At 75.0% G+C, this 20,731-nt stretch carries 8 protein-coding genes; 7 read left to right on the top strand and 1 reads right to left on the bottom strand.

Features of this window, described 5'->3' with window-relative positions; all coding sequences use genetic code 11:
• The first annotated feature begins 44 nt into the window (after positions 1 to 44).
• From sbnA to ACFU7Z_RS08365, 5 genes are read left to right on the top strand one after another with little or no spacing between them, the layout of a single operon-like run.
• A complete protein-coding gene (gene sbnA, locus ACFU7Z_RS08385; RefSeq protein WP_049658253.1) occupies positions 45 to 1,064 on the top strand; it encodes a 2,3-diaminopropionate biosynthesis protein SbnA in 1,020 nt (339 codons plus the stop codon).
• Complete coding sequence (locus ACFU7Z_RS08380) at positions 1,064 to 16,018, top strand: amino acid adenylation domain-containing protein (protein WP_380776999.1); 14,955 nt, start codon at positions 1,064 to 1,066, stop codon at positions 16,016 to 16,018. The genes sbnA and ACFU7Z_RS08380 overlap by 1 nt, the downstream gene beginning before the upstream one ends.
• Positions 16,012 to 16,830, top strand: coding sequence for an ABC transporter permease (locus tag ACFU7Z_RS08375; RefSeq protein ID WP_049649277.1), 819 nt, complete (start codon positions 16,012 to 16,014; stop codon positions 16,828 to 16,830). Before ACFU7Z_RS08380 ends, ACFU7Z_RS08375 begins: the two co-directional genes overlap by 7 nt.
• Positions 16,831 to 16,886: 56 nt before the next feature.
• Positions 16,887 to 18,140, top strand: coding sequence for a cytochrome P450 (locus ACFU7Z_RS08370; protein WP_380776998.1), 1,254 nt, complete (start codon positions 16,887 to 16,889; stop codon positions 18,138 to 18,140).
• Between the two features lie 53 nt (positions 18,141 to 18,193).
• Positions 18,194 to 19,135 (top strand): ATP-binding cassette domain-containing protein, encoded by a 942-nt coding sequence (locus tag ACFU7Z_RS08365; protein ID WP_380776997.1) that lies wholly within the window; start codon positions 18,194 to 18,196, stop codon positions 19,133 to 19,135.
• A gap of 117 nt (positions 19,136 to 19,252) precedes the next feature.
• On the opposite strand, the gene ACFU7Z_RS08360 is transcribed toward ACFU7Z_RS08365, so the two are convergent.
• Entirely contained in the window at positions 19,253 to 19,447 is a 195-nt protein-coding gene (locus ACFU7Z_RS08360; protein ID WP_049649282.1) for a hypothetical protein, read from the bottom strand.
• A 251-nt stretch (positions 19,448 to 19,698) separates the two neighbouring features.
• On the opposite strand from ACFU7Z_RS08360, the gene ACFU7Z_RS08355 reads away from it, so the two are divergent.
• Positions 19,699 to 20,055: a hypothetical protein gene (locus ACFU7Z_RS08355; protein ID WP_380776996.1), complete on the top strand. Its 357-nt coding sequence runs from the start codon at positions 19,699 to 19,701 to the stop codon at positions 20,053 to 20,055.
• A gap of 142 nt (positions 20,056 to 20,197) precedes the next feature.
• Positions 20,198 to 20,626 (top strand): hypothetical protein, encoded by a 429-nt coding sequence (locus ACFU7Z_RS08350; protein WP_380776995.1) that lies wholly within the window; start codon positions 20,198 to 20,200, stop codon positions 20,624 to 20,626.
• Positions 20,627 to 20,731: the final 105 nt, after the last annotated feature.

The following is a 20,731-nucleotide window of genomic DNA, read 5'->3' as shown; positions in this document are numbered from 1 at the left end:
ATTGGGCACCCGCTACCACGGAACGACCGGGTGGGAGTAGACGCATGCCAGTTATCACGACACCGCAGGAATTCGACGTCGAGGACCTGTACGTCGACCTCCGACGGATGATCGGCCGTCCGCTGTACCTCAAGTGCGAGGGCTTCAACTTCGCCGGCTCGGTCAAACTGCGGGCGGCGGGCGAGATGGTGGACTCCGCCTTCCGGTCCGGGGCCCTGCGGCCGGGGATGACCATCGTGGAGAGCTCCTCCGGGAACCTCGGCGTGGCGCTGAGCCTCGTCGCGGCGAGCCGGGGGCTCACCTTCGTCTGCGTCACCGACTCCCGCTGCACCACCGTCTCCCGGCGGCTGATGCAGCGCCTGGGCGCCGACGTGCGGGTGGTGACCGAGCCCGACCCGCAGCGCGGCCTGCTCGGCGCCCGGCTCGACCTGGTCGCCCGGCTGTGCGCCGAGCACCGGGACTTCCACTGGCTCAACCAGTACGCCAACCCGGGCAACTGGACCGCCCACTACCGCACCACCGGGCCGCAGATCGCCAAGGCCTTCCCGGAGCTGGACGTGCTGTTCGTCGGCGCCGGGACCACCGGCACCCTGATGGGCTGCGCCCGGTACTTCCGGGAGAACAACCCGGGGGTGACGATCGTCGCGGTCGACGCCGTCGGCTCGGTCAACTTCGGCCACGAGCCGGGCGGCCGGCTGATCCCCGGCATCGGCACCAGCGTCCGGCCCGCCATCCTCGACGAGTCCTACGTGGACGACACCGTGCTGGTCGCCGAGACCGACACCGTCCGGGCCTGCCGCGCCCTGCTGCGCGAGGGCTTCCTGCTCGGCGGCTCGACCGGCACGGTGCTCAGCGGGGCGGCCCGCTGGCTGGGCGCCAACCGGCCGGACGAGGAGCTGACCGCCGTGGCCATCGCGCCCGACCTCGGCGAACGCTACCTGGACACCGTCTACGACGACGCGTGGGTGCTGGAGTCCTTCGGCCCCGACGCCCTGGCCGCCGAGGCGGCCGCCCCCGGTACCGGCCTCGCCTCGATCGGCCCGACCTCCGTTGGGAGCCTGTGATGACATCGGTCCTGGGGACCTCGCTGCCGCTCACCGCCGGCCAGACGGAGATCTGGCTCGACGTCAACGGGGCCGGCGGGAGCAACGCGTACAACTCGGCCGGCTACCTGGACGTCCGCGGCCCGCTGGACCGGGCCCGCTTCCGCACCGCGCTGGGCCGGCTGGTCGAGGAGGCGCAGTGCCTGCGCGCCCAGTTCCTCGACGTCGACGGCGAACCCCGCCAGCGCCTCCGCGAGGTCGCCGAACTCCCGCTCGACGAGCTGGACTTCGGCGCCGAGCCCGATCCGTCCGCGGCGGCGCTGGACTGGATGCGGACGGACCTGGCGAAGCCCTACGACCCCGCCGGGTTCCCGCTGTTCCGGCTCGCCGTCCTCACCCTGGGCCCGGACCGGGCGCTCTTCTACCTCTCCGTCCACCACCTGCTGTGCGACGGCTTCAGCCAGGTGGTGCTCTGGCGCCGACTGGCCGAACTGTACGAGGCCGACGGCGGGGACGCCGGCCCGGCCCTGCCCCCGCTCGCCGACCTGCTCACCGCCGAGGCCGCCTACCTCGGCTCCTCCCGGGCCCGGCGGGACGCCGAGTTCTGGCAGCGCCGGTTCCCCGAGCCGCCCGAGCCCGCCGACCTCTCCCACCGGGAGCCCGCGACGGCCGCGCCGCAGGGCTTCCTGCGCCGCACCGCCGCCCTGTCCGCCGGCACCAGCGCCCGGCTGCGCGCGGCCGCCAGCCGCGCGGACGTCACCTGGCCGACCGCGGTGATGGCGGCGGTCGCGGTGTACACCCAGCGGATGACCGGGGTCGAGGACGTCCTGCTGACCCTGCCGGTGACCGCCCGGCCGACCGCCCACGAGCGGTCGGTCCCCGGCATGCTGGCCAACTACCTGCCGCTGCGGGTGCCCGTCCGCCCCGCTCTGACCAGGGCCGGGCTGCTGCGCCACACCTCCAAGGAGCTGGCCCAGGCGCTCCGCCACCAGCGCCACCGGGTCAGCGCGATCCGCCGCGCCATGGGGCTGCGCAGCGACGACCGGCGGCCCTTCGGACCGTTCGTCAACCTGCTGCCGCAGCAGGCCGAGCTGGCCCTCGGGCCGTGCACGGCGCGGGTGGTGAACCTGTCGACCGGGCTGATCGACGACCTGATGGTCACCGTGGTCGAGACCGCCGGGGCCGGCATCGAGCTGCACCTCAACGGCAACCCGGACCGCTACACCGACGCGGAGATCGACGGCCACCTCGCCCGGCTGGTGGAGTTCCTGGACCGCTTCGCCGAGGCCGGGGACGATCAGCCGGTCGGCGGCCTGGCCGTGGACACCGGGGACCGCGCCGCCTGGGTGCGGGAGTCGAGCGGGCCCGAGCGCCCGGCGGGCTTCGACTGCGCGGTGGCCCGGATCCGCGAGCTCGCCGCCCGGCGCCCCGAGGCCGTGGCGGTCGCCGAGGACGGCGGCACGACCACGTACGCCGAGCTGGTCGGCCGGGCCAGCGCCCTCTCCCGCCGGGTCGGCGACGCCGGCCTGGTGGCCCTGCTGGTCACCCCGGGCTCCGACTTCATCGCCTCGGTGCTCGGCGTGATCGGCGCCGGCGCGGCCTACGTCCCGCTGGACCCGGGCGCGCCCGAGGCCAGGACCGTCGCCCTGCTCGCCGACAACGGGATCACCACCGTGGTCGCGGACGCCGCCCACCGACTACTCGCCGAACGGGTGGCCGCCTCCGCCGGCCGTCCGGTCCGGCTGCTGGAGGTCTCCGCGCGGGAGCGGGACGCCGCCGACGACCTCGCGCCGGTCCTCGGCACCCCGCTGGACCTGGCGTACGTGATCTTCACCTCCGGGTCCACCGGGGCGCCCAAGGGCGCCATGGTGCACCGCGCGGGGATGGTCAACCACCTGCTGGCGAAGGTCGACGACCTGGCGCTGGACGCGGCCGACAGCGTGGTGCAGAACGCCCCGGTCACCTTCGACGTGTCGGTGTGGCAGATGCTCGCGCCGCTGGTGGTCGGCGGCCGGGTCCGGGTGGTGCGCCGGGAGACCGCGGCCGACCCCGACCTGCTGTTCGCCCTCGCCGACACCGAGGACGTCACCGTCCTGGAGGTCGTCCCCTCACTGCTGCGCGCCGCCCTGGACGCCTGGGACCTGGGCGCCGGCGCTCCCGTGCTGGCCGCGCTGCGCCACCTGGTGGCGACCGGCGAGGCGCTGCCCGCCGACCTGTGCCGGCGCTGGACCAGCCGCTACCCGCTGGTCGGACTGGTCAACGCGTACGGGCCCACCGAGTGCTCGGACGACGTCACCCACGCGCACCTCGGCCACGGGCTGCCGGAACACGGCGCCGTCCCGATCGGCCGCCCGGTCCGCAACACCCGGCTCTACGTGCTCGACGACGCCCTGCTCCCGGTCCCCCAGGGCGCGCCCGGCGAGCTGTACGTCGGCGGCGCCGGCGTCGGCCGCGGCTACCTGGCCGACCCGGCCCGCTCCGCCGCCGCGTTCGTGCCCGACCCGTACGGCCCGGCGGGCAGCCGGATGTACCGCACCGGCGACCGCGTGGTGCGCGGCGCGGACGGGCAACTGGTCTTCCTGGACCGCCGGGACAACCAGGTGAAGGTGCGCGGCCACCGGATCGAGCTCGGCGAGATCGAGGCGGCGCTGCGCGCGCTGCCGGACGTCTCCGACGCGGCGGTACGGGCGGTCGGCGGCACCGGCGGGAGCACCCGGCTGGTCGGCTACTGCGTCCCGCGCGCCGGGGCCGTGCTCGACCCGGCCGGGGTCCGCGAGCGCCTGGCCGCCGTCCTGCCGGAGTACATGGTGCCGCCGAACGTCCTGCTCCTGGACGCCCTGCCGCTCACCCCGCACGGCAAGGTCGACCGCCGGGCGCTGCCCGACCCGGCACCCGCCGGCGCCGAGGCCCCGGCCCGGCCGGACACGCCGCGCAGCCGGGCCGAGGAGATCGTCTGCGCCGCGTTCGCCGAGGTCCTCGGCGTGCCGGAGGTCCGCCCCGGCGACAACTTCTTCGAGCTGGGCGGGGACAGCATCAGCGCCATCCTGGCGGTCGGCCACGCCCGCCGGGCCGGACTGACCGTCACCCCGCTGCAGATCCGCACCCACCACACCCCCGCCGCCATCGCGGCGCTCGCCGCACCGGGCGGCCCGGCCCGCCCGGCCGCCGCGCCGGACGACACCGGCGAGGTCGAACTCCTGCCGATCGCCCACCAGTTGCGCGAGGACCTCGGCGTCCTGGACGAGCGGACCAGGGAGTACAGCCAGTACCAGGTGCTCACCACCCCGGCCGGCCTGGACCTCGACCGGCTGACCGCGGCCACCGCCGTCCTGCTGGACCACCACGCCGCGCTGCGGTCGCGGCTGACCGTGGTGGCGCCGGGCCTGTGGTCCCTGGAGGCCCTGCCCAGGGGCGCCGTCCGGGCCGCCGACGCCGTCCGCCGGGTCGACGTCTCGGCGCTCGCCGACGACCCGGCCGCGCTGGCCGCCGCCGTCGACGAGCAGATCGCCGCGGCCCGCACCGGGCTGGCCCCCGAGGACGGCGCGGTGACCCGGCTCGTCCTGCTCGACGCCGGCCCCGGCCGCCCCGGCCGGCTGGTCTGGCTGACCCACCACCTGTGCGTGGACGGGGTCTCCTGGCGGGTCCTGGTCGCCGACCTCGCCGCCGCCTGCCGGGGCCTCGCCCCGGAACCGGTCGGCACCTCCTACCGCCGCTGGTCGCAGCTGCTCGGCGAGCAGGCCCGCACCGCCGAGCGGGTGCGCGAATTCCCGCTGTGGGCCGAGCAGTCGGCGGCCTCGGAGCCGCTCGGCTCCCGTCCGCTGGACCCCGAGCGGGACGTGTACGGCTCCGCCCACCGGCTCCGGCTGGAGCTGCCCGCGGACACCACCGCGACACTGCTCGCCGCCGCCCGCCGGGTCTACGGCGGGGAGATCAACGACCTGCTGCTGACCGGCCTCGCGCTCGCCGTCGCCGACTGGCGCCGGCACCGCGACCGCCCGGCCGGCGCCGTCACCGTCGAACTGGAGGGCCACGGCCGCGAGCCGTTCACCGACGAGGCCGAACTCTCCCGTACGGTCGGCTGGTTCACCAGCGTCTTCCCGGTACGGCTGGATCCGGGCGACGCCGGGCGCGAGCCGCTCGACGCGGCCGTGCGCCGGGTGCGGCAGCAGCTCGGCCGGCTGCCCGACCACGGGCTCGGCCACGGGCTGCTGCGCCACCTCAACCCGCAGACCGTCACCGCCCTGGCCCGGAACGGCGTGCCGGAGCTCGGCTTCAACTACCTCGGCCGGTTCCGGACCGACCGGGACGAGAGCGCCGGGGACTGGCTGCCGGACGCCCGGCACGCCGTCGTCGGCACCGGGGTGCACCCGAGCATGCCGCTGCGGCACGTGCTCGCGGCCACGCCCGTCACCGAGGACCGGCCGGACGGGCCGCACCTGGTCGCCGACTGGCTCTGGGCCCCGGAGGCACTGGCCGACGCCGACGCCGAGCACATCGCCCGCGCCTGGTTCCGCGCCCTCGAAGCCCTGGCTGCCCACGCCGAACAGGCCGAGCAGGCCGTCCCCGGCGAGCAGGACGGGGCGGCGGACGGCGAGGCGCTGGAGCTGTCACCGCTCCAGAAGGGCCTGATCTTCCAGACGGAGTTCGACAAGCAGGGCATGAACTCCTACCTGATGCAGGCCGTCCTCGACATCGAGGGGCCCTTCGACCCGGCCGCGCTGCGCACCGCGGCCGCCGCGCTGCTGGCCCGGCACGCCGGCCTGCGGGTGTGCTTCCCCGAGCGGTCCGCCGAGGACGCCCGGCAGGTCGTAGCCGCCGCGGTGCCGGTGCCCTGGGAGGAGGTCGACCTGTCCGGGCTCCCCACCGAGGCGGAGCGGACGGCCGAGGCCGAGCGGCTGACCGACGCGGACTGGACCCGCGGCTTCGACCTGGCCCGGCCCCCGCTGCTGCGCTTCACCGTGCTCCGGCTGGCCCCCGACCGGGTCCGGCTGCTCTGGACCCTGCACCACCTGCTGGTGGACGGCTGGTCGATGGGCGTGATCGCCCAGGAGCTGTTCACCCTGTACGCCACCGGAGGCGATCCGGCCGTCCTGCCCCCGGCGCCCTCCTACCGGGCGTACTTCGACTGGCTCGCCGCCCAGGACACCGAGGCCGCCCGCGCGGCCTGGCGGCAGGCACTGGACGGGCTGGGCGAGCCGCTGCGGCTCGGCACGGCCGACCGGCCGGGCGACCCGGGGCTGCCCGAGGCCGTCGACCTCGCCCTGCCCGAGGAGCTCACCGCCCGGCTGGTCGCCTGGGCCCGCGCGGAGAACCTCACCCTCAACACCGTCCTCCAGGGCTGCTGGGCGCTGCTGCTCGGCCGGCTCACCGACGCCCCGGACGTGGTGTTCGGCGCGGTCAACTCGGTGCGGCCGCCTGAGCTTCCGGGCATCGAGTCGCTGGTCGGACTCTTCCTGAACATGCTCCCGGTACGGGTGCGGCTCGACCCGGACCTGCCCGTCGCCGCGCTCCTCCACCGGATCGACGAGCAGCAGACGGCCCTGCTCGACCACCGGCACCTCGGCCTGGCCGAGGTGCAGCGGATCGCCGGGGCCGGCGAGCTGTTCGACACCGTGTTCAGCTACCAGAACCAGCCGCAGGCCGACGTCGGCCGGCTCAACGCGCTGGTGCCCGAGCTGCGGCTGGGCAACGCCCGCACCCGGCTGGCCGGCGAGCGCGGCCTCGCGGTCCTCGCCTACCCGGACACCCGGCTGACGCTGAGCGCCCAGTTCCGCCCCGACCGCTACGACCGCGACGAGGTCGTCCGCATCCTGGACCGCTTCGCCCACGTGGTGGAGAGCGTCCTGGCGGCCCCGGACGTCCCGCTCCGCCGGCTGCCCCTGCTCACCGACGAGGAGCACCACCGGATCCTCGGCGACTGGGCCGGACGGGCCGCCGCCGCCCCGCGCACCGTCGTCCCCGCGCTGTTCGCCGCCCAGGTCGCCCGGGCGCCCGAGGCCGTGGCCGTGGTCTTCGAGGACCGCGAGACGACCTACCGCGAGCTGGACGAGCGCTCCAACCGGCTGGCCCGGCTGCTGATCGCCCACGGCGTCGGACCGGAGCGGATCATCGCGCTGGCCGTACCCGACCCGGTCGAGATGACCTGCGCCGTCCTGGCCGCGCTCAAGACCGGCGCCGCGTACCTGCCGATCGACCCCAAGTACCCCGCCGACCGGATCGCCTTCATGCTGGCCGACAGCCGGCCCGCCGTCCTGCTCACCACCGCCGCCCTCGCCCCGCAGCTCGCCGGGGCCGACTGCCGCACGGTGCTGCTCGACGACCCGGCCACCCTGGCGGAGCTGGCCGGCCTCCCGGCACACACCCCGCAGGACGCCGAGCGGACCGCCCCGCTGCTGCCCCGGCACCCGGCGTACGTCATCTACACCTCCGGATCGACCGGCCGGCCCAAGGGCGTGACGGTCGACCACTCCGGCTTCGCCGCGATGGTGGCGAGCCTGATCGAGCGCTTCGGCGTAGGCCCGGACACCCGGGTGCTGAAGTTCGCCTCGTTCAGCTTCGACGCCTCGGTCTGGGAGCTGAGCCTGTCCCTGCTCGGCGGCGGCACCCTGGTGGTCGCCGACGAGGAGTGCCGGGTCCCCGGCCGGCCACTGGTCGACCTGATCCACCGCCACCGGGTGAACCTCGCCGGGCTGCCGCCGGTGGTCGCCGCCGCGCTGCCGGACGGCACCCGGCTGCCCGCCGACCTGACCATGGTCGTCGCCGGGGAGGCCTGCCCGCCGCACGTGGTGGACCGCTGGTCCGGGCAGCTGCAGATGATCAACGGCTACGGGCCCACCGAGGCCGTCCTCGCCTCGACGGTGAGCGAGCGGCTGGGTGGCGGCGAACGGCTCAGCGAACGGCTCAGTGGTGGCGAACGGCTCGGCGGCTCGGGCCGGCCCCCGATCGGCCGGCCCACCCGGGCCCACCGGGTCTACGTGCTCGACTCCGCGCTGCGGCCCGTCCCGGCCGGGGTGGTCGGCGAACTCTACGTCGGCGGCAACCTGGCCCGTGGCTACCTGGACCGGCCCGGCCTGACCTCCGAACGCTTCGTCGCCGATCCCTTCGGCCCCGCCGGCGAGCGGATGTACCGCACCGGCGACCTGGCGAGCTGGCGCCCCGACGGCCAACTCGACTACGCCGGACGGGCCGACGACCAGGTGCAGCTGCGAGGCTTCCGGATCGAACTCGGCGAGATCGAGTCCGTGCTGACCGGCCGGCCCGAGGTGGCGCAGGCCGCCGTCGTGGTCCGCGCCGACGACGGCGAGGACCGGCTGGTGGCCTACGTGGTCGCCCGGCCCCCGGCCGTACCGGACCCGGCCGCGCTGCGGGAGCGGGTCGCCGAGGCCCTGCCCGAGTACATGGTCCCGGCCGCCGTCGTCGTGCTCGACGCGCTGCCGCTCACCCCGCAGGGCAAGCTGGACCGCCGGGCCCTGCCCGCCCCCGACAGCGCCCCCGCCCCGGCGGGCCGGCTGCCGCGCACCCCGGTCGAGGAGATCCTCGGCGGGATCTTCGCGGACGCGCTCGGCCGGACCGCCGTCGGCATCGACGACGACTTCTTCGACCTCGGCGGCCACTCCCTGCTGGCCACCCAGGTGATCAGCAGGGTCCGCTCCGCCCTGGGCACCGAGGTGCCGATCCGTACGCTCTTCGAGCAGCGGACGGTGGCCGGCGTCGCCCGGGAGCTCGCGGCCGGCGGCGCGGTCCGGCCGCCGCTGCGGCCCGCCGTCCAGGGCGACCGTTCCGGTGAACTATCGTTCGCCCAGCGGCGGTTGTGGTTCCTGAACCGGCTGGAGCCGGGCTCGGCGGCCTACAACGTGACCTTCGCGGTCCGGCTCTCCGGGGCCCTGGACACCGCCGCGCTGGACGCGGCGCTGGCCGACCTGGCCGAGCGGCACGAGGTGCTGCGCACCGTCTTCCCGGAGACCGACGGCGAACCCCGCCAGGAAGTGCTGGGCACGGAGGCCTGGACCGGGCTCACCGTCCGGGAGGCCGCCGAGGCCCCGGCGGAGGCCGCCCGCGGCTTCGACCTGTCGACCGAACTCCCGCTGCGGGCCGCCCTGTTGCGCACCGGCCCGGCGGAGCACCTGCTGCTGCTGATCGTCCACCACATCGCCTGGGACGGCTGGTCCGCCGCACCGCTCACCCGGGACCTCTCACGGGCGTACGCGGCGCGGGCACGCGGCACGGCCCCCGCGTGGGAGCCGCTGCCGGTGCAGTACGCGGACTACACCCTCTGGCAGCAGGACCTCCTCGGCGAGGACCACGACCAGACCTCCCTGGCCGCACAGCAGTTGGCGTACTGGACGGAGAACCTCGCCGACCTCCCCGAGGAACTCGCCCTGCCCTTCGACCGCCCCCGCCCCAAGGTCGCCACCCACCGCGGCGGCACCGTCCCCTTCCGCGTCCACCCCGACACCCACGACCGACTCGCCCACCTCGCCCGCGACAACGGCGCCTCCCTCTTCATGGTCCTCCAGGCCGCCCTCGCCGCCCTCCTCACCCGCCTCGGCGCCGGCCACGACATCCCCATCGGCTCCCCCATCGCCGGACGCACCGACGACGCCATGGAAGACCTCGTCGGCTGCTTCATGAACACCCTCGTCCTGCGCACCGACACCAGCGGAGACCCCGCCTTCACCCAACTCCTCGACCGCGCCCGGGAAACCGCCCTCAAGGCCTACGAGCACCAGGACATCCCCTTCGAACGACTCGTCGAAGTCCTCGACCCCGCACGCTCCATGGGCCGCAACCCGCTCTTCCAGGTCATGCTGGTGCTCCAGAACAACACCCGTCCCGAGCTGGCCCTGCCCGGCGTCCGGGCGGCCTTCGAGCCGCCGGCCGCCGACTCGGTCAAGTTCGACCTGAACTTCTTCCTGGCCGAACAGCAGGACGCCGGCGCCGCCCCGGCCGGCATCGACGGCTTCCTGGAGTACAGCGCGGACGTGTTCGAGCCGGCCACCGCGGAGGCCCTGGTCGCCCGCCTGGTCCGGCTGCTCGACCAGGTCGCCCGCGACCCGGGGCTCCCGCTGGGGCGGCTCGACCTGCTGTCCGAGCGCGAGCACCGGCAGGTCCTCACCGAGTGGAACGACACCGCCGGCGGCCACCCGGGCACCACCGTCGTCGCCCTCTTCGAGGCCCAGGCCGCCCGCACCCCCGAGGCCGTCGCCGTCCGCAGCGACACCACCGCCCTGACCTACGCGGAACTCGACGCCCGGGCCAACCGGCTCGCCCACCACCTCATCGGCCGGGGCGTCGGACCGGAGAGCACGGTGGCGCTCGCGGCGCCCCGGTCGCCGCACATGGTCGTCGCCCTGCTGGCCGTGCTCAAGGCCGGCGGCGCGCACCTGCCCGTCGACCTGGCGTACCCGGCCGACCGCGTCCGGCTGATGCTCGACGACGCCGCGCCCGTCCTCCTGCTGACCGACAGCGCGACCGCCGGACAGCTGCCGGAGACCGGCCTGCCCCGCCTGCTGCTGGACGACCCGGCACTGGAGCGCGCCACGGCCGCCCTCCCCGGCACCGCCCCCACGGACGCGGACCGCACCTGCCCGCTGCTGCCCGACCACCCGGCGTACGTCATCTACACCTCGGGCTCCACCGGCCGGCCCAAGGGCGTGCTCGGACTGCACCGCGCCCTGGTCAACCGGCTGACCTGGTTCGCCGAGGAGCTCCCCGAGCAGCGGGAGGCCGCGATCCTGGCGAAGTCGCCGGTCAGCGTCATCGACGGGATCACCGAGCTGCTGGCGCCGCTGCTGTCCGGCGGCTCGACCGTCCTGGTCGACGCCGACACGGCCCGGAGCGTACCCGAGCTGGCGGCGGCCACGGCCCGGCACGGCATCGCCCGGCTCACCGTCGTGCCCAGCCTGCTGAACGCCTTCCTGGACAGCGCCGAGCCAACCGCCGTCGCGGACTGCGCGGTCTGGATCTGCAGCGGCGAGCAGCTGCCCGCCGCCACCGTCCGGGCGTTCCGGCAGGCCCTGCCCTCGGCCCGGCTGCTCAACTTCTACGGCGCCTCGGAGGCCGGTGCCGTCGCGACCCGGGGCGAGGTGTGCGCCGGGCCGGACGGCGCCGACACCCTGATCGGCCGTCCGATCTGGAACATGCGGGCGTACGTGCTGGACGACGGGCTGCGGCCGGTGCCCCCGGGCGTGGCCGGCGAGCTGTACCTGGCCGGCGCCGGACTCGCCCGCGGCTATGCCGGACGCCCCGGCCTCACCGCCACCCGCTTCCTCGCCTGCCCCTACGAGCCCGGCTCCCGGATGTACCGCACCGGCGACCTCGTCCGCTGGACCCCCGACGGCCAGCTCGGCTACCTCGGCCGCGCCGACACCCAGGTCAAGATCCGCGGCTTCCGCGTCGAACCCGGCGAGATCGAAGCCGTCCTCACCACCCACCCCGACGTCCGCACCGCCGTCGCCATCGCCCGTACCGACGGCCCCGCAGGCGCCACCCTCGTCGCCTACGTCACCCCCACCCCCGGCACCGCCCCCGACCCCGCCGCCCTGCGCGACCACACCGCCGACCACCTGCCCGACCACATGGTCCCGGCCGCCGTCCTCGTGCTCGACGAACTCCCCCTCACCCCGAGCGGGAAGATCGACCGCAACCGGCTGCCCGCCCCCGACTTCACCCCCGTCGCCGCCCGGCCGCCCCGCACCCCGGCCGAGGAGCGCCTCTGCGCCCTCTACGCCGAGGTCCTGGCCCTGCCCCGGGTCGGCATCGACGACAGCTTCTTCGACCTCGGCGGCCACTCGCTGCTGGCGACCAGGCTGGTCAGCCGGATCCGTACGGCACTGGGGTCGACCGTCTCGATCCGGGACGTGTTCGAGGCGCCGACCGTGGCCAGGCTGGCCGGCCGCCTCCACCGGGACCGCTCCGCGCGGCCCGCGCTGCGGCCCGGACCGCGCCCGGCCGCTCTGCCGCTGTCCTCCGCCCAGCGGCGGCTGTGGTTCCTGAACCGGCTGGAGCCCGGCTCGGCGGCCTACAACATGGCCTTCGCGGTCCGGCTCTCCGGGGCGCTGGACGTCACGGCACTGGAGGCGGCGCTGGCCGACCTGGTCGAGCGGCACGAGGTGCTGCGCACCGTCTTCCCCGAGACCGACGGCGAGCCCCGCCAGGAGGTCCTGGGCACCGAGGCCTGGACCGGACTCACCGTCCGGGAGACCTCCCCCGCCGAGGCCCCGGCGGAAGCCGCCCGCGAGGCGGCCCGCGGCTTCGACCTCGCGACCCGGCTCCCCGTCCGCGCGACGCTGCTGCGCACCGGCCCGGCGGAGCACCTGCTCCTGCTGATCGTCCACCACATCGTGGCCGACGGCTGGTCCGCCACCCCGCTGGCCCGGGACCTCTCACGGGCGTACGCGGCCCGGTCCACCGGCACCGCTCCGAGCTGGGAGCCGCTGCCGGTGCAGTACGCGGACTACACCCTCTGGCAGCAGGACCTCCTCGGCGACGACCACGACCAAACCTCCCTGGCCGCACAGCAGTTGGCGTACTGGACGGAGAACCTCGCCGACCTCCCCGAGGAACTCGCCCTGCCCTTCGACCGCCCCCGCCCCAAGGTCGCCACCCACCGCGGCGGCACCGTCCCCTTCCGCGTCCACCCCGACACCCACGACCGCCTCGCCCACCTCGCCCGCGACAACGGCGCCTCGCTCTTCATGATCCTCCAGGCCGCCCTCGCCGCCCTCCTCACCCGCCTCGGCGCCGGCCACGACATCCCCATCGGCTCCCCCATCGCCGGACGCACCGACGACGCCATGGAAGACCTCGTCGGCTGCTTCATGAACACCCTCGTCCTGCGCACCGACACCAGCGGCGACCCCGCCTTCACCCAACTCCTCGACCGCGCCCGGGAAACCGCCCTCAAGGCCTACGAACACCAGGACATCCCCTTCGAACGACTCGTCGAAGTCCTCGACCCCGCACGCTCCATGGGCCGCAACCCGCTCTTCCAGGTCATGCTGGCCCTCCAGAACAACACCCAACCGTCCCTGGACCTCCCGGGGTTGACGGCGACGGAGCAGCCGGTCGGGGCGGACGGCGCCAAGTTCGACCTGTCCCTGGCCGTCACCGAGCGCCGCCGCCAGGACGACTCCGCGAGCGGTTCCCCGGGCGACTCCGCAGGCGACTCCACGGGCGACTCCGCGGCCGGTCTCGTCGGCACCCTGGAGTACAACGCCGACGTGTTCGAGCCGGCCACCGCCGAGGCCCTGGCCGCCCGCCTGGTCCGATTGCTCGACCAGGTCGCCCGCGACCCGCGGACGCCGCTGTCCCGACTGGACGTCCTCACTCCGGAGGAGCACCGGCAGGTCCTCACCGAGTGGAACGACACCGCAGCCGACGACCCCGCCCTCACCGGTACCGCCACCACCGTCGTCGCCCTCTTCGAGGCCCAGGCCGCCCGCACCCCCGAGGCCGTCGCCGTCCTCACCGACACCACCGCCCTCACCTACGCCGAACTCGACGCCCGGGCCAACCGGCTCGCCCGCCACCTGGTCGACCGCGGGGTCGTCCCGGACCGGCCGGTGGCCCTGTCGCTGCCCCGGACGGCGGAGATGGTGGTGGCGCAGCTGGCCGTCCTGAAGAGCGGCGCCGCCTACCTGCCGGTCGACCCGGCGCTCCCGGCCGACCGCGTCCGGCTGATGCTCGACGACGCCGCGCCCGTCCTCCTGCTGACCGAACTCGCCATCGCCGCACGGCTTCCGCGCACCGGCGTGCCCACGGTCGTGCTGGACGACCCCGAGGTCGACGCCGCGCTGGCCGCCCTCGACGGCCGACCGCTGACCGACGCCGAGCGGGCCGCCCCGCTGCACGGCTCCCGGCTGGCCTACCTGCTCTTCACCTCCGGCTCCACCGGGCGGCCCAAGGGCGTCATGGTCGAGCACCGGTCGCTGCTGAACCTGCTGGTGTCCACCCGGGAGCGCTTCCCGCTGGAGGCCCACGACCGGCTGCTGGCCGTCACCACCTGGTCCTTCGACATCTCCGGCCTGGAGGTCTACCTGCCGCTGCTGTCCGGCGCGGGCCTGGTCGTCGGCGCGGAGGGCGTCGCCCTGGACCCGGCCGCGCTGGCCGCCTCCCTCGAACGCGACGGCATCACAATCATGCAGGCGACCCCGGCGCTCTGGCAGGAACTCGTGCTCCACCGCCCCGAGTCGGTGCGCGGCCTGCGCGTCCTGATCGGCGGTGAGGCGGTCCCGCCCGCCCTGGCCGACGCCCTGGCCGCCCGGGCCGACACCGTCACCAACCTGTACGGGCCGACCGAGACCACCATCTGGTCCACGGCGGCCGGGCTGGCGGGCGACGGGGTCGTGACGCTGGGCCGCCCGATCCGCAACACCCGGGCGTACGTGCTGGACGACGGGCTGCGGCCGGTGCCCCCGGGTGTGGCCGGCGAGCTGTACCTGGCCGGCGCCGGACTCGCCCGCGGCTACGCCGGACGCCCCGGCCTCACCGCCACCCGCTTCCTCGCCTGCCCGTTCGCACCCGGCGAGCGCATGTACCGCACCGGCGACCTCGTCCGCTGGACCCCCGACGGCCGACTCCTCTACCTCGGCCGTGCCGACACCCAGGTCAAGATCCGCGGCTTCCGCGTCGAACCCGGCGAAATCGAAGCCGTCCTCACCACCCACCCCACCGTCCGCACCGCCGTCGCCATCGCCCGCACCGACGGCCCCGCCGGCCCCACCCTCGTCGCCTACGTCACCCCCACCCCCGGCACCGCCCCCGACCCCGCCGCCCTGCGCGACCACACCGCCGACCACCTGCCCGGGTACATGGTCCCCGGCGCGGTCGTCGTGCTCGACGAACTCCCGCTCAACCCCAACGGCAAGATCGACCGCAACCGCCTCCCCGCCCCCGACTTCACCCCCGCCGCCGCGCGCCGCCCCCGCAACCCCGTCGAGGAGGCCCTCGGCGCGCTCTTCGCCGAGGTCCTCGGCCTCCCCGAGGTCGGCATCGACGACAGCTTCTTCGACCTCGGCGGCCACTCGCTGCTGGCGGTCCGGCTGGTCGGCCGGGCCCAGTCGGCCGGCCTCCGGCTGGCGGTGGCGGACGTCGTCCTGCACCGCACCGTCGCGGAACTGGCCAAGCGGGCCCGCCCGACCGCCTCCGCCGAACAGTCCGCGGACGCGTTCGCACCCGTCCTGCCGATCCGGCCGGACGGCGACGCGCCCCCGCTGTTCCTGGTGCACAGCGGACTCGGCTTCAGCCTGCCCTACCTGGGCCTGGCCCGGTACCTCGATCCGCGCTACCCGCTGTACGGCCTCCAGTCGCCCGCACTGGACGCCGCCGCCCCGCTGCCCGAGTCCATCCGGTCGGTGGCCGAGGACTACGTCCGGACCATCCGGCGGCTGCGGCCGCACGGCCCGTACCGGCTGCTCGGCTGGTCCTACGGCGGCGTGCTCGCCCACGAGATCGCCGTCCGGCTCCAGGAGGCCGGCGAACAGGTCGACTTCCTGGCCGACCTGGACGGCTATCCCGGCCGCACCGGCCGCGACGAGAGCGGCCAGGACGACCGCGAACTCCTGCTGCGCGCCCTGGAGGCGCTCGGCCACCGGCGCGACGAGCTGGCCGGCCCCGGCCGCACCCGCGCCGCCCTGCTCGACCTGCTGCGGCGCGAGGCCGGCCCGCTGGCCGACCTCGACGAGGAGTCGCTGCTGCGGCTGCTGCGGCTGTCGCGCCACCACGGCGCGCTGATGGAGCGCTTCACCCCCGGCCGGTTCACCGGGGACCTCCACCTGTTCGCGGCCGCCGAGGAGTGGACCGCGGACCAACTCGCCGACCAGACCGGCCGATGGGAGCAGCACGTGAACGGACGGGTGGTCGTCCACCGGATCGCCGCCGGCCATGAGTACCTGATGCACGCCGGTCCGCAGGCCGTCATCGGACGGCTCGTCGACGCCGAGCTGCGCCGCCTGGACGGGAGCCCGGAATGCTGACCGCCGTCACCCCCCGCCCCCGCTCGGCGCCGCTCGCCCTGCTCCTCGAATCCGTCACCGTCGCCGGACGGCGCCTGCGGCGGCTGCGCCGGGCACCCGGCCGGCTGATCGGCATCGTGATGAACCCGCTCATCTCGATGATCGTGCTCGGCTACCTGTTCCAGGGCTCGCTGTCCTTCTCCGGCCGCGGCAGCTACCAGGAGTACATCTTCGCGGGCGCGGCCGCCCAGGTCGGCCTGGCCGGGATCGGCCCGACCGCGGTCGCCGTCGCGGCGGACCTGCGCGGCGGCCTGGTCGACCGGTTCCGCAGCATGCCGATCTCCAGACCCGCCGTCCTGGTCGGCCACACCCTCGGCGACCTGGTCGTCGGGCTGATCGGCCTGGCCGTGGTCACGGCGGCCGGCCTGGCGTTCGGCTGGCGCCCGCACAGCGGCGTGCTGCCCTTCCTCGCCGGACTCGCCCTGCTCACCGCCTTCATGTACGCGATGCTCTGGGTCGGCCTGATGCTCGGGATGTTCTCCCGCACCATGGAGACCATCAACGTCGTCGCCGGGCTGGTCACCGTCCTGCTGACCTTCCTCTCCAACGCCTTCCAGTCCGTCGACCGGCTGCCGGGCTGGCTGCGGCTGGTCGCCGAGTGGAACCCGGTCAGCGCCGTGGTGACGGCCCTTCGGCGGCTGTGGGGCAACCCGGACGCGGCCGGCAGCGCCGCCACCCCGAGCCTCTCGCTCACCATCGCCGCCTCGCTCGGGACCGTCTTCGTCGTCACCGTGCTGCTGAGCCTGCGCCGCTACCGGTCCGCGGTCTCCTGACCCCGCCGTCCCGGCGCCGTCCTCCTGACCCGCCCCCGTCACAGAAACGGCCGACCATGCCCCTCCAGCCCCCGACGGTCGACGGAGCCTCCCCGCCCGTCGACCTGGCCACCGTCGACCTCGCCACGATCGACCTCACCGACCCGCACACCTACCTCGACCTCGACGTCCGCGCGATGTGGGCCCGGTTCCGCGCCGAACAGCCCGTCCACCTGCACCCGGCGACCGACCAGGGCCCGCCGTTCTGGGCGGTCTCCCGCCACGCCGACGTGCTCGCCGTCTACCGCGACAACAAGCGGTTCACCTCCGAACGCGGCAACGTGCTCGCCACCCTGCTGCAGGGCGAGGACTCCGCCTCCCGCCGGATGCTCGCCGTCACCGACGGGCCGCGGCACCGGGAGATCCGCAACCTGATGCTCCGGTCCTTCTCGCCCCGGGTGCTGGCCCCGGTGGTGGCCGGCGTGCACGAGCGGACCGCCGCGCTGCTCCAGGAGGGCCTGGCCCGCGGCTCCTTCGACTTCGTCACCGACCTCGCCGACCACATCCCGATCAACACCATCGGCGACCTGATGGGCGTCCCGGTCGAGGACCGCGAGCGCCTCGTCCACTGGAACACCCAGACCCTCTCCCGCACCAGCGCCGAGCACACCGCGACCGAGGAGTGGCTGGCCCGCAACGAGATCCTGCTCTACTTCTCCGACCTCGCCGCCAAGCGGCGCAAGCACCCCGGCGACGACGTGATCAGCGCCCTGGCGACCGGCACCGTCGACGGCGAGCCGCTCAGCCAGGAGGAGGTCGTCTTCAACTGCTACAGCCTGATCCTCGGCGGCGACGAGTCCAGCCGGATGTCCTCCATCGGCGCGCTCATCGCCCTCTCCCGGCACCCCGAGCAGTGGCGGGCGCTGAAGGACGGCTCGGTCGGGCTGGAGCCGGCCGTGGAGGAGGTCATGCGCTGGACCACCCCGGCCATGCACTTCGGCCGGCGCGCCGTGACCGACGTCGAACTCGGCGACCGGACGATCCGGGCCGGCGACGTCGTGACGCTCTGGAACAGCTCGGCCAACTTCGACGAGGAGGTCTTCGACCAGCCGAACCGCTTCGACCTGGCCCGCACCCCGAACAAGCACGTCGCCTTCGGCTACGGCCCGCACTTCTGCCTGGGCGCCTTCCTCGGCCGGACCCACGTCGAGGCGATGCTCGCCGCCCTGCGCGGCACCGTCGGCGGGATCGAGCTGCTCGGCGAACCGGTCCGGCTCTACTCCAACTTCGTCCACGGCTACAGCAGCCTCCCCGTCCGCCTCACCGCCTGACCGCCCTTCCTCCTCCTGCCTCGCCCCTCCTCGCCACCGACCGGGAGCCCCACATGGACATGGCCATCCGCGCCGAGGGCCTGCACAAGCGCCACCGGGACGTCGTGGCGATCGCCGACATCCACCTCGGCGTCCGGACCGGCACCGTCCTCGGCCTGCTCGGACCGAACGGCGCCGGCAAGACGACCACCGTGCAGATCCTCACCACCCTCACCACCCCGGACGGCGGCCACGCCGAGGTGGCCGGCTACGACGTCGTCCGCCAACCGCACGAGGTCCGGCGCCGGATCGGACTGGCCGGCCAGTACACCGCCGTGGACGAGGTCCTGACCGGCCGCGAGAACCTCGTCCTGCTCGGCACCCTGCTCCACCTCGGCCGCCGCGAGGCCCGCCGCCGGGCCGACGAACTCCTGGAACGCTTCCGCCTCGCGGACGCCGCCCACCGCCCCGCCCGCGCCTACTCCGGCGGCATGCGCCGCCGCCTCGACCTCGCCAGCTGCCTGATCACCGCACCCCCGGTGCTCTTCCTCGACGAACCCACCACCGGCCTCGACCCGGTGAGCCGGATGGAACTCTGGGGCCAGGTCCGCGAACTCGTCGACGGCGGCACCACGGTGCTCCTCACCACCCAGTACCTGGAGGAGGCCGACTACCTGGCCGACCAGATCGTGGTCGTCGACTCCGGCCGCGTCATCGCCGACGGCACCCCCGACGAACTGAAGCGCAAGGTCGGCAGCGAATGGCTGGAGCTGACCGTCGCCTCCCCCGCCGACGTCGCCCCGGCCCTCGTCGCCCTCCGCCCCGCCCTCACCGCCGAACCCACCGTCGACACCCAGAAGGGCCGGCTCTCCATCCCCCTCGACGACGGCCTCAACGACATCGCCACCGTCGCCGCCGTCCTGCGCCGCGCCGACATCCCCGTCGCCGACTTCACCATGCGCCGCCCCACCCTCGACGACGTCTTCGCCCACCTCACCGGCCACCCCACCCCCTGACCACCCCGCCTCGGGCACTACTCCGCCTCGGGCACCCCCCGGTGGATCTCGCTGATCACCGCCACGGTGGGTGTGGTCGGTTCACACGTCCGCCTGCGGGATGTCGGGGCTGCGGAGCTACGGGGCCAGGTCGACGGCCAGGCAGTTGTAGAAGGTCCAGGAGCGCTCGGGGTCGTGGGCGGTGTTCGCCGCGCCGCCCGGGCCGGTTGCCGCCTCCTCGGTCATGTCCTCGAAGCGGATGCGCTCGGGAAGGGTTCCGTAGCGTGCGTGCCGCGCTTCGGCGGCGGGATCGACTGCGGGCCGCTCGGCCATGGCCACTCTCCTCGTCGGCTATCGCGGGCGGCGCCCTCGCGGCGCCGGAGGCGGATTTCAGGGTGCATTCCACACCGTCACCTGTCAAGGCGGTGACGAAAACGCGCCCATCGCTCCCGCCTGCGCGCGCTTGGCCGATTCTGCCCTCGCGGCGCTTTGTTGAAGATGCAATGATCTTCCCTCGAGCCGGAACCGCCCGACGAGCCACCGGCCGATCCGGCAGTTCCCTCCCACCCGAGAAGGCGGATCGCATGTTCACACCCGAGACGAAACTCCGCGGCGCAGCCGTCACCGTCGCCCTGGCCGCGGCCCTGGTCGGCCTCGGCGCCGGGACGGCCGGCGCCGCGGGCTGGCCGCCCCTGCAGCCGGGCGCGCGCCTCTACTCCTCCACCTACGGGCAGGGGTTCGCCACCACCGTCGACCTCACCGACCTCGGCACCTGCCACACCCTGTGGCCCGGCGCCCGCTCGGTGCAGATCGCCAACGGGGGCGCCACGCTGGCGCTGTACGCCGAGGCAGACTGCAACGGCCCCGGGTGGCTCAGCGGAACGCTGGCCCAGGCAAACCTCCCGCGGACCGCCCTGAGCTACCGGGTCCTCCAGGCGTAACACCTCCCGGCGCGGCGCCCTCCCCCTCGGGCGCCGCGCCCACGCATGTCCTCGTTTCGTCACCCCTTTGACAGGTGACGCAAGCGCGTGGAAACCTGTCGTCACCGGCTGGAGCAGTTACTTACCGATGAGGACACCCACCATGGCAGTCGTACGCTTCCATCTCGTCTCCACGCTCGGCACGGAGGACGTCCTGGCGGTGCTGACCGACTTCGGCCCCTCCCGCGCCGAGGCCTGGCCGACGATCGACGCCGAACACTTCGAGGTCCACGCGCTCGGCGACACCTGGGCCGAGGTCACCGAGGGAACCGCCGCCGCCTGGGAGCGCGCCCGCTACGAGTGGGAGCCGGGCGGCCGCACCGTCACCGTCACCACCCTCGACTCCAAGCTCTTCGGCCCGGGCGGCGGCTGGGTCTTCCGGATGACCCCCGAGGGCGACGGAACCCGGGTCGACGTCCAGCTGACGCGGCAGCCGGGCACCCTCAAGGGCAGGATGCTCGCCGCGCTGCTCCCCGTCGCCGCTCCGCCGGCCCTGCGCAAGTCCTTCGCGGGACCGCTGCGGGTCCGGTGATCCACCGCACGGACTGATCCACTCCCGAAGGGGCCGACAGCACCCGCTGTCGGCCCCTTCGCCGTCCCCCGCCCGCCCCGCGCGCGACGCACGAAGGCCCGGCCC

It is taken from the genome of Kitasatospora sp. NPDC057518, from assembly GCF_042802075.1.
Classification (GTDB): Bacteria; Actinomycetota; Actinomycetes; order Streptomycetales; family Streptomycetaceae; genus Kitasatospora.
The sequence above is the reverse complement of the archived record's forward strand: the minus strand, read 5'-3'. Positions and strand labels throughout refer to the sequence as shown.

Excerpts from the sequence above, each read along its gene's own strand:
- sbnA (WP_049658253.1), top strand. The coding sequence starts at position 45 with ATGCCAGTTATCACGACACCGCAGGAATTCGACGTCGAGGACCTGTAC.
- ACFU7Z_RS08380 (WP_380776999.1), top strand. The coding sequence starts at position 1,064 with ATGACATCGGTCCTGGGGACCTCGCTGCCGCTCACCGCCGGCCAGACG.
- ACFU7Z_RS08375 (WP_049649277.1), top strand. The coding sequence starts at position 16,012 with ATGCTGACCGCCGTCACCCCCCGCCCCCGCTCGGCGCCGCTCGCCCTG.
- ACFU7Z_RS08370 (WP_380776998.1), top strand. The coding sequence starts at position 16,887 with ATGCCCCTCCAGCCCCCGACGGTCGACGGAGCCTCCCCGCCCGTCGAC.
- ACFU7Z_RS08365 (WP_380776997.1), top strand. The coding sequence starts at position 18,194 with ATGGACATGGCCATCCGCGCCGAGGGCCTGCACAAGCGCCACCGGGAC.
- ACFU7Z_RS08360 (WP_049649282.1), bottom strand. The coding sequence starts at position 19,447 with ATGGCCGAGCGGCCCGCAGTCGATCCCGCCGCCGAAGCGCGGCACGCA.
- ACFU7Z_RS08355 (WP_380776996.1), top strand. The coding sequence starts at position 19,699 with ATGTTCACACCCGAGACGAAACTCCGCGGCGCAGCCGTCACCGTCGCC.
- ACFU7Z_RS08350 (WP_380776995.1), top strand. The coding sequence starts at position 20,198 with ATGGCAGTCGTACGCTTCCATCTCGTCTCCACGCTCGGCACGGAGGAC.